9 protein-coding genes and 1 pseudogene are annotated in these 9,195 nt (G+C 39.5%); 3 read left to right on the top strand and 7 right to left on the bottom strand.

Going from position 1 to position 9,195, the window contains the following annotated elements:
* The 3 genes and pseudogenes from QZ548_RS05415 to QZ548_RS05405 all read right to left on the bottom strand — a co-directional run.
* Positions 1-251 (bottom strand): annotated as a pseudogene (locus tag QZ548_RS05415) (hypothetical protein); the annotation flags it as partial.
* A gap of 11 nt (positions 252-262) precedes the next feature.
* On the bottom strand, positions 263-868 hold the full coding sequence (gene fic / locus QZ548_RS05410) for a protein adenylyltransferase Fic (RefSeq protein ID WP_295868944.1): 606 nt from the start codon (positions 866-868) through the stop codon (positions 263-265).
* Between the two features lie 136 nt (positions 869-1,004).
* Positions 1,005-1,910, bottom strand: coding sequence for a metal ABC transporter substrate-binding protein (locus tag QZ548_RS05405; protein WP_295214659.1), 906 nt, complete (start codon positions 1,908-1,910; stop codon positions 1,005-1,007).
* Positions 1,911-2,057: 147 nt separating this feature from the next.
* Here QZ548_RS05405 and QZ548_RS05400 point away from each other — a divergent pair, with 147 nt between their 5' ends.
* The 3 genes from QZ548_RS05400 to QZ548_RS05390 all read left to right on the top strand — a co-directional run bounded on the left by QZ548_RS05400 (position 2,058) and on the right by QZ548_RS05390 (position 4,197).
* The gene (locus QZ548_RS05400) at positions 2,058-2,849 is read left to right on the top strand and encodes a metal ABC transporter ATP-binding protein (protein WP_295868943.1); all 792 of its coding nucleotides are present in this window, start codon (positions 2,058-2,060) and stop codon (positions 2,847-2,849) included.
* Positions 2,842-3,660 (top strand): metal ABC transporter permease, encoded by an 819-nt coding sequence (locus QZ548_RS05395; RefSeq protein ID WP_039969541.1) that lies wholly within the window; start codon positions 2,842-2,844, stop codon positions 3,658-3,660. Before QZ548_RS05400 ends, QZ548_RS05395 begins: the two co-directional genes overlap by 8 nt.
* Positions 3,661-3,789: 129 nt before the next feature.
* Positions 3,790-4,197 (top strand): Fur family transcriptional regulator, encoded by a 408-nt coding sequence (locus QZ548_RS05390; protein ID WP_295868941.1) that lies wholly within the window; start codon positions 3,790-3,792, stop codon positions 4,195-4,197.
* 103 nt (positions 4,198-4,300) lie between these two features.
* Here QZ548_RS05390 and QZ548_RS05385 read toward each other — a convergent pair whose 3' ends face one another.
* The 4 genes from QZ548_RS05385 to QZ548_RS05370 all read right to left on the bottom strand — a co-directional run bounded on the left by QZ548_RS05385 (position 4,301) and on the right by QZ548_RS05370 (position 9,072).
* Entirely contained in the window at positions 4,301-5,641 is a 1,341-nt protein-coding gene (locus tag QZ548_RS05385; RefSeq protein WP_105090090.1) for an anaerobic C4-dicarboxylate transporter, read from the bottom strand.
* Positions 5,642-5,857: 216 nt separating this feature from the next.
* A complete protein-coding gene (gene bioA, locus QZ548_RS05380; RefSeq protein ID WP_119206999.1) occupies positions 5,858-7,246 on the bottom strand; it encodes an adenosylmethionine--8-amino-7-oxononanoate transaminase in 1,389 nt (462 codons plus the stop codon).
* Between the two features lie 120 nt (positions 7,247-7,366).
* Positions 7,367-8,119: a dethiobiotin synthase gene (gene bioD / locus QZ548_RS05375; RefSeq protein ID WP_005387661.1), complete on the bottom strand. Its 753-nt coding sequence runs from the start codon at positions 8,117-8,119 to the stop codon at positions 7,367-7,369.
* Positions 8,120-8,526: 407 nt separating this feature from the next.
* The gene (locus QZ548_RS05370) at positions 8,527-9,072 is read right to left on the bottom strand and encodes a carbonic anhydrase (RefSeq protein WP_119209149.1); all 546 of its coding nucleotides are present in this window, start codon (positions 9,070-9,072) and stop codon (positions 8,527-8,529) included.
* Between the last annotated feature and the right edge of the window lie 123 nt (positions 9,073-9,195).

Below are 9,195 nucleotides of genomic sequence, written 5' to 3'. Positions count from 1 at the left end.
ATACCAGAAGATACAAGAACAAACGCTACAATTCCAAGCACATATCCTATAAGAGGAACTGCTTCAAGTTCTATAGGGCCTATAACCTCCCAAATAAATGTTTTAAAAAATGGACTCTTTGGGAAAATTAGCGTTAATATATATAACCCTATATCAGCTATGATTGCTGATGTCACAGCTAATAACAACATATTTTTAACAGTAATAAAACGCATCCATTTTTCTATATATGGGCCAAACATACCATTCATAATTCTATACCTTATAAGTCTTCACTTTTAAATAATTGATATCCTTCAAAATAATAACTATGGTCAAGGCCTTTCATAAATAGTTCTCGATTATTGATATCACTCGTAAGTGCCTTAGCTAGAACAGTTTTTATTTCTAGGTCATTTACTGGACTTCGTTCCATAGCAGACAAATATTGCTCTTTATCCACCTGACTCCAATCGATGGTCTTTTGTAATTCTGTACACAACATATGATCAAGCCATAATCGCATGCTACGACCATTACCTTCTCTAAAAGGATGAGCGACATTCATTTCAACATACTTTTCTACAATTTCTTCAAAAGTAGATTGCGGCATATTTTCAATGGTTCTAACTGCTTCAGCAAGATACATGACAGGAACAAAGCGAAAATTACCTTTAACAATATTCACACTTCGTAATGCACCAGCAAAATCATATATATCTTGGAATAATATAGTATGGATTTTTTGCAAGGTAGTCCACGTACCACTAGGCATATCATTAAGTAAGTTTTCTTCAAACAATGTTGTTGCCGCTTTTTTACTAATTCGTTCTTCTTCTCTAGCCAATGTTGGGGAATCGGCAATCCCCAATCTATTAGTGATAACCATGTTGGACCTCCTTTTTATTTATTTTCATTATATATTATACTATAGGAACAAAAATTATAGTTATTACAACTTTAAATATTACGAGCAATGAATAGAACTAAAAAAGCAGCCCAACAAGGGCTGCTTTTCATTCATCTTATTTCAAAGATGCTGCAATTTTTGTAAGGTTTTCATCCATACGTTCTAAGTATGTTTTATTATCTTCGTTACTTTCGATTGTGTAAATAGTTTCTACCTTAGCACCAACTTCGCTTGCCAAAGTCTTGGATACTTCTGGACTAGCCATTTCTTCTGCGAAGATAGTAGTGATATTGTTTTCTTTACAATACTTGATGAGTTCTGCCAATTGCGCTGCATTTGGTTCGCCTTCAGCAAATACATCTTCTACACTGTTTTGTTCCAAACCAAAGTCACGACATAGGTACGCAAATGCTGCATGACCGGTAACAAAGTTTTTATGAGGCGCTTGTGCAAATTGACCTTCATATTTCTTAATCATTTCATCAAGTTTAGCTACGTAGTCATTGTAATTCTTTTCGTAGTAATCCTTATTAGCTGGGTCAGCTTTTACAAAAGCATCTTTAATATTTTTCACTTCAATTTTTGCATTTTTTAAAGATAACCATGCATGAGGATCTTCTGCGCCATGTTCCTTAATTTCTTCAGGATCAGTATTTTTGATAGCTTCTACGCCCTCTGTAGCAACAACAGTAATGAGCTTGCTATTTTTAGCCGCATCAATCGCTTGTTGTGCCCAAGGTTCCATACCGAAACCGTTGTACACGAATACTTGAGCTGTTGCCAATTGTTTCATATTGTCAGGTTTCAACTCGAAATCATGTGGCTCTACGCCATCTGGAATAATAGTAGACACCTCTACCTTGTCACCGCCAATAGCCTTTGCAAATTCAGCCATCGCATTAAAACTTGTTACCACTTGGATTTTCTTACCTGCTTGTTCCTTTGGTGCATCATTGCCACAGCCTGCAAATAAGGCAGCCATCATGATGCCTATCATTAACAAAACCAGCTTCTTGACCATCGTAGTCCTCCTTTGTGAAATCCTGATCGCTATGCTTTCATAGAATAGTAACCATTCTTTAGTTGCAGTTGCGACTCAGTTGCATTTGTAATATAGTTATAGTATAAACTTACTCAAGATTTTGTCAATTAGAAAAGTGGTTTTTATATGTTATCCATAGAACATCTTTATTTTTCCTACCAAGGTCAGCCACCTTATGTGTTGAATGACCTTAACTTACATATTCACAGTGGTGATTATATATCCATTGTTGGGGATAATGGGTGTGGTAAAAGTACCTTGCTACGCCTCATTTTAGGATTTCTTACACCTGTAAAAGGCTCTATCAAACGAGATACAAACAATATTCGCTACGTGTCTCAAAAAAATGATTTTTCTCATGCAGGCTTCCCTATTACGGTAAAAGAAATCCTCGATTCCTACCGTAAATTACTAAAGATTAAAGATAAGCATGAAGTAGATCGCGTATTAGAGCTTACCAATATGACAGCGTTCAAAGACCGTTTAATCAGTAAACTGTCAGGTGGTCAAGCGCAACGCGTATCTATCGCGCGTGCCCTCATCGGCAGCCCTGACCTCATCATACTCGATGAACCATCTACTGGTATCGACCGGAAAAGCCAAGAAGGCATCTACGCCCTTTTGCGCGAGTTAAACCAAGTACACCACATTACAATTATCTCCGTAGAACATAACCTTGAAATGGCCCTAGCCAATTCAACTAATATCTACCACATCGCAAATGGCCAAGGTCACCTTTGCTCTCCTGAACAATACGCTAGTGAAATCATGCACAGCACAGGGCGCAATCCTATGGATCACGAAAATTGTGCTTGCTTTACAGATGTAACACCTCAGGCTCAGGCTCAGGCTCAGGCTCAGGCTCAGGCTCAGGCTCAGGCCGATGATACTACAACTAAGGAGGTGCACCATGTTTAATTATGATTTCATGCAAAATGCCTTCTTCGTAGCCATCTGCATTTCTCTACTCTGTCCATGCATCGGTATTTTCATGGTTCTACGCCGTTCTAGTATGATTGGCGATACCATGAGCCATGCATCGCTAGCAGGTATTACATTAGGCTTATTAACAAATACCAATCCTATCTTAGGAGCATTCATCTTTACCGCTATCTGCGGTGCCCTCATCGAGTTCTTGCGGAAATACTTTTCCCACCATCTCGATTTGATCCTAACCATCATCTTGTCACTTAGTATTGGTACCGCTATTACCCTTATTAGTTCAGGCAAGTTGAAAGCTAATGCTAATGTGTTCTTCTTCGGTAGCATCTTGACTGTAAACACAACAGATATGATTAGCATTGCAGCCCTAACTATTCTATCTGTTTTAACCTTATATTTCTTATATAACTCACTCCTCTACATCGCCTATGATGAAGAGGCCGCGCGCGTAGCAGGTGTTAAGGTTGATTTTATCAATTACATCTTTGCAATCTTAATGGCTGCGGCCGTATCCATTTCTATTAAAATCGTCGGCGTTCTCGTATTAAGTGCTATGATTGCCTTACCTGTAGCGTCAGCATTACAACTAGAAAAAGGATTTAGAACCACATTACTCTGTTCTATTGGATTTAGTTTGCTAGCTATGGTTATTGGCCTATTCGGATCCTACTATCTCAACGTAGCTCCAGGTGGTTTTGTATCACTCACATCGGTGGCAATTCTACTAGTGGTTCTGGTCATCAAAAACATCCGAACCATCCTTCGCCGCATGCAATTTAGCAAATAAACAAAGATACTTATCAATATATGGGTAGCTATTCTATTATCAAAATAAGGTAGCTATTCTGTGCAAAATAAATTATCTACTTATACTTGTGTAGCATGTTTAGTATTAAAACAGAATCGAAAGAGCGTTATGAATACAACAAATTGGCCTGAAGGCATAAAAAAGACCAAACAGCGCGAAGCCATTTGGTCAGTATTAACAAGTACAGATAACCCCATTACTGCTATGGAAATCGCAGAGCGTTTAGGTGATGGTAGCACCACATGGATGTCTACCATCTACCGTACTCTTGAATTATTAGAAACAAAAGATATTGTTACCCGTACAACACTCATGGGTAGCGATATGGCATATTATGAGATAACTCCTCATACGCATCGTCACTATGCAGTATGTACTAAATGTGGGGCCATGATTCCTCTTCACACCTGTCCTGTCGTAGAAATGCCACAGGAACTAACAGATGCAGGCTTCACGGTGACAGAACATCATCTAGAAATTGCGGGGATCTGTAAAAACTGCAAGAATAAAGGCTAATAAAAATCTATAAGTAAATGCAAGAAAAAGGACGTAACTGTAAGAGTTACGTCCTTTTGTAATTTTATGATGTTTCGTATTAGCTTTATTTAACTTTCACCTATTACAACATCAATGGCGCTACTACGAAGCCAAGTGCTACTGAAATCGCGATGGCAAGTACACCAGGGATGAAGAACGGATGGTTAAATACAAGCTTACCGATTCGTGTTGAGCCGGTATCGTCCATTTGTACAGCCCCCAAAAGTGTTGGGTATGTAGGCAATACGAAGAGTGCAGATACGGCTGCGAAGGAAGCGATAATAATGTATACGGATCCTGGGTTCTCTGGCGTAATGCCGAGAGCTAGAATTACAGCTGGTACCAATGCTTGTGTAGTCGCCGCTTGGCTATACAACAATGTACTAGCAAAGAAGAATGCTACAGCTAATAGGAATGGATATGCTGTTACCAAGCTAGATGCAAGAGCTTTAATTTCAGGAATATGACCTTTTACAAAAGTATCGCCCAACCATGCTACGCCTAGTACGCAGACACATGCGGATAAACCGGATTTAAATGTGCTTGTATTAACAAGTTGTGCTGTATCAATTTTACAGAAGAATGTAATAGCCGCTGCAATTACCATCATGAAACCAACGATGGCATCATTTCGACCAAAAATAACAGGTTTAATAAGACCAATGTTCTTGGAGATGGCAGTTGCATAGAATACGATACAAATAATACCAATCAAGAAAATCAATACAGAAGTTTTCGCACCTGGTTTCAAGTGGAAATCAGCACTCTTTTCACGAGGTGGAGCCACATGACCTGCTGCCAGACGTTCTTGGTAAACTGGATCGGAAGACAAATCATTATTCGCGAAGGTAGACATGATAAATGCCGTAATCATAACCGCTACGAATGTAGTAGAAATGCAGATGGCAAGCAATGTTGGATAGTTAACCCCATATGGTTCAAGGAAACCACTCATAGCAACAACTGCTGCGGATACTGGGCTCGCTGTAATACCAATTTGGCTTGCTACAACGGCAATGGATAATGGTACAGATGGCTTAATATTTTCACTTTTTGCCACCTCTACAATTACAGGAATCATAGAAAATGCTGTATGACCTGTACCAGCCAATAGCGTTAAGAAATACGTAACTGTTGGTGCTAAGTAGTTGATATGCTTAGGATTTTTACGCAAAATACCTTCTGCAATACGCACCAAATAATCGAGACCGCCAGCGAGTTGTAAAGCACAAATAGCAGCGATAGCAGACATGATGATGAGGATTACATCCCAAGGAATCTGCCCTGGGAACATCCCCATGCCGAGGCTTAACAACACTACACCAAGGCCGCCAGCGTAACCGATGCCCATACCACCTAGACGAACGCCGAGGAAGATGGCACCAAATAAAATAATAACTTGCATAATTACATAAATGTCCATACGATGACCTCCTTTATACGTATATAGTATCATAGATATGCAAAAATATCATCGAATTTTCACAATGTATAGTCTATAGTTTAAAGACTTAACGAAACATTATCCGCTAAACATATAAAAAGCTATATATGCCGACGACTCTAGAACCGTAGAATCATGACATATATAGCTTTTACGTTTACCTTAAATCTTTATAAAATACTTAGCCGTAAATTGTTATAGAATTATTGGTCGTAAGTCTTCGAGGATTCCCTCTTCTTCAGTAGCGCGTTGGATACTTTCACCAACAATGCGAACCATATCCTCTAATTGTTCCACAGTGGACGCCAATGGCGGCATGAGGATTACCACATCACCGATTGGACGGCAGATGAGGCCTTGTTCACGAGCAAGGATGGCCACTTTAGCCCCTACCGCATCATTTGGACGATACGCCTCATGAGTAGCCACATCTTTTTCAAGTTCAATCCCTACGATGAGGCCTCGTTGACGAACCTCTTTAACATGTTTCAAGTTTTCAATTGGCTTCAATGCATTGGTGAAAGCCTCGATTTTCTTAGGTAATCCTTCGATAACCTTTTCATCGCGGAATACTTTCAACGAAGCTAATGCAACGGCACAAGCCAAGGCATTACCTGTATAGGAGTGTCCATGGTAGAAGGTTTTCTTTTCTTCAAATGTGCCGAGGAAGGCATCGAATACACGTTGTGTAGTCAATGTGGCAGCGAGAGGCATATAACCGCCAGTAATCCCTTTAGACAAGGTCATAAAGTCTGGCGCCACACCTTCGTGTTCACAGGCAAAGAATTTACCAGTACGGCCAAAGCCTGTGGCTACTTCATCGACAATGAGGAATACATCATGTTTCGCCGTTAATTCACGAACCCGTTTCAAATAGCCATGAGGCATTACGAGCATGCCTGCTGCAGCTTGTACTAATGGTTCCATAACGAGAGCCGTGATTTCATCACCCTCTTCATTGAGGATGCGTTCTAGTTCAGCCAAAGATTCTTCAAAGGCTTTTTCTCGATCAGCTACGTCGCGATATACGCCAGGGCTTGGCAATGTCAAAGGTTTGAATAATAAATTATGGAATACTTGGTGGAATAATTGAATACCACCTACAGATACGGTGCCTAATGTATCCCCATGATAGCCCGCATTGAGGGCAATGAACTTAGTTTTCTTCGTTTGTCCCACAAGTTGGCGGTATTGGTAGGCCATCTTGATAGCCACTTCAATAGCCGTACTGCCATCATCGGATAAGAATACTTTATTTAAGCCTTCTGGCGCAAGCTCTACCAATTCTTTACACAACTGTGCAGATGGTGGGCTTACAAGACCAAGCAATGTACTATGGGCAATTTTATCCACTTGTTCCTTCAAGGCTTGATTTAATACAGGATGATTGTGTCCATGAATGTTAACCCATAAGGAAGATACACCGTCATAATACTTTTTACCGTTCTCATCGATGAGGTATACCCCCTCACCACGTTCGATTACTACTGGTTCTTGTGCTAACCAATCTTGCATTTGTGTAAATGGATGCCATACAAACTCATGGTCCCACTGTGCTGCTTGTGAAAGCTGTTTCTCTGCCATTTCGTCACCTCATACGTACAAATTCTACAAACTATAACTCTCAATACCTATAATACTCAATTACTATAACAGTCTATTACCATAAATAATTAGTCTAAATTAAATTACAATATCTAACTACTATATACCTAATACTGTATTCCATACCTTCTTAGAATCCACAAAGGATCGAGCCCAACCAAGCTGAACCTTTTGAATATCTGGCCCTTGGTATGGCGGTACAACAGCTACTACAGGAATACCTGTGTATCGTTCCATATCCTCTACATTTGTTTTCAATAAGAATGGATCTACTGCCGTTGTATCATTTACGATGATAGCTTTCACCTCAATACCATGCATCTTCGCGTATTCACAAGTCAAAATCGCGCGGTTAATGGAGCCCAATCGTCCATCAGCTACAACGATGGCTGGTAATTTAATATCTTTCATTAAATCCGTGAATGTTTTATCGCCGTAAAGAGGTGTTGTAATACCACCAGCACCTTCTACAAAGGTTAGATCATAGCGATTAACAACATCTAATGTATGAGCTACTACACCATCATAATCGATTTCTATACCAGATAACTCTGCAGCAAGGCGGGGAGAAAAATCACCTGCGATAGCATACGGATTAACCTCATGACGACGAGATTCCGGAATGCCTGCAGAACGCATCAAATGCGTAGCATCCTTACTTTCAAGATCCACATTATAATTATCCTCATCCATCGTTACACATTCAGGAAAAGGTACCGCACTAGAGGACACTGGTTTAACCATACCAACCGCAAAACCATCATCTACAGCCATGGCCCCTAACAGCCCGGTCACAAACGTCTTGCCTACATCCGTATCTGTACCAATTATAGAAATACCTAACTGCTTCATACATGTCTCCTCTCAGCGATACTTAACGCCGCATAGGTTAACTAATTTATGTGAGTAAGTTTACAATCTAATTACAATATACAGCCAAACGGAATATATAGTCAACCTATTATTACGCTTAAGGTTAACCATGATAGGACTATATGGGGCCCCAATACATCAGTGGGAGCCAAATTAAAAATCACAGAACCTAGCTCATCGCTCCATAGTAAACTAAGTCGCGCTTCGCTTAGGGACACTGCTTTTTATAACATTATCTCCGTACTAGTCCCATAGAGTCATATCCGCCCCTTTGAATACGCTAATAATAGGTTGGCTATTTTGGGAAAAGAAAAAGAGTGATGACTTTAGTCATCACTCTTTTTTACCTAAATGTAGTTATGTAGAGGGGCCCATCGAGGCCACTACTAAATTTCAATATAACGGAATTCGCCTGTATCAGGGTCCATCATGCCACCATAGAATCCCATTCCTTTTGGGAATAGTGGATGGTTACGCAAGAAGTTAACTGTATAGATTACATTGTCTTCGGAGATATGGAAACGATCCATCCAGTCAATAAGGCCTGGTTCGATCATGCGAATTGCATCTTCACTGATACCTTTTTCTTTCATGGATTCCATAAATGTTGTAGCGGAGAAATCAATCATGCCGCAGTTTTCATGGCCGATGACTAATACATCTTCGATTCCCATACCATAGGTAGCAACAAGCAAGCTTTGTACGATATTATCGATAGGTTGTGTTACGCTATTACCAGCTGTTTTAATGACGATAATTTCGCCACGATTAAAACCTAATGCATCTTCTAGCATGCATACTAAACGCGTATCCATACATGTTACAATGCCCATTTTCTTTGTAGGATGGCTTGTTAGTCCAGCCTTTGGTAATTCAGGATGGTTTTTCACATATTCTTTATTAGTTTCAATTATTTTTTTGATATCAATCATAAGGTACCTCATTTACATTTCTATCTATAAAATAGATTCTATTCATTATATACAATATATTCACTACAAAACAAGTGAAATTTATCACTCATAAATATTTATTATAACTTATAACTTTCACAA

Source organism: uncultured Veillonella sp. (assembly GCF_915069625.1).
Lineage (GTDB): Bacteria > Bacillota > Negativicutes > Veillonellales > Veillonellaceae > Veillonella.
Note: the sequence above shows the minus strand (reverse complement) of the source record. Positions and strands in the feature narration are given on the sequence as shown.

Bases quoted from the DNA above. Each gene is read 5' to 3' on its own strand.
- bioD (WP_005387661.1), bottom strand. From the start codon at position 8,119: ATGAAGCAGTTAGGTATTTCTATAATTGGTACAGATACGGATGTAGGC.
- bioA (WP_119206999.1), bottom strand. From the start codon at position 7,246: ATGGCAGAGAAACAGCTTTCACAAGCAGCACAGTGGGACCATGAGTTT.
- QZ548_RS05400 (WP_295868943.1), top strand. From the start codon at position 2,058: ATGTTATCCATAGAACATCTTTATTTTTCCTACCAAGGTCAGCCACCT.
- QZ548_RS05405 (WP_295214659.1), bottom strand. From the start codon at position 1,910: ATGGTCAAGAAGCTGGTTTTGTTAATGATAGGCATCATGATGGCTGCC.
- fic (WP_295868944.1), bottom strand. From the start codon at position 868: ATGGTTATCACTAATAGATTGGGGATTGCCGATTCCCCAACATTGGCT.
- QZ548_RS05370 (WP_119209149.1), bottom strand. From the start codon at position 9,072: ATGATTGATATCAAAAAAATAATTGAAACTAATAAAGAATATGTGAAA.
- QZ548_RS05395 (WP_039969541.1), top strand. From the start codon at position 2,842: ATGTTTAATTATGATTTCATGCAAAATGCCTTCTTCGTAGCCATCTGC.
- QZ548_RS05390 (WP_295868941.1), top strand. From the start codon at position 3,790: ATGAATACAACAAATTGGCCTGAAGGCATAAAAAAGACCAAACAGCGC.
- QZ548_RS05385 (WP_105090090.1), bottom strand. From the start codon at position 5,641: ATGGACATTTATGTAATTATGCAAGTTATTATTTTATTTGGTGCCATC.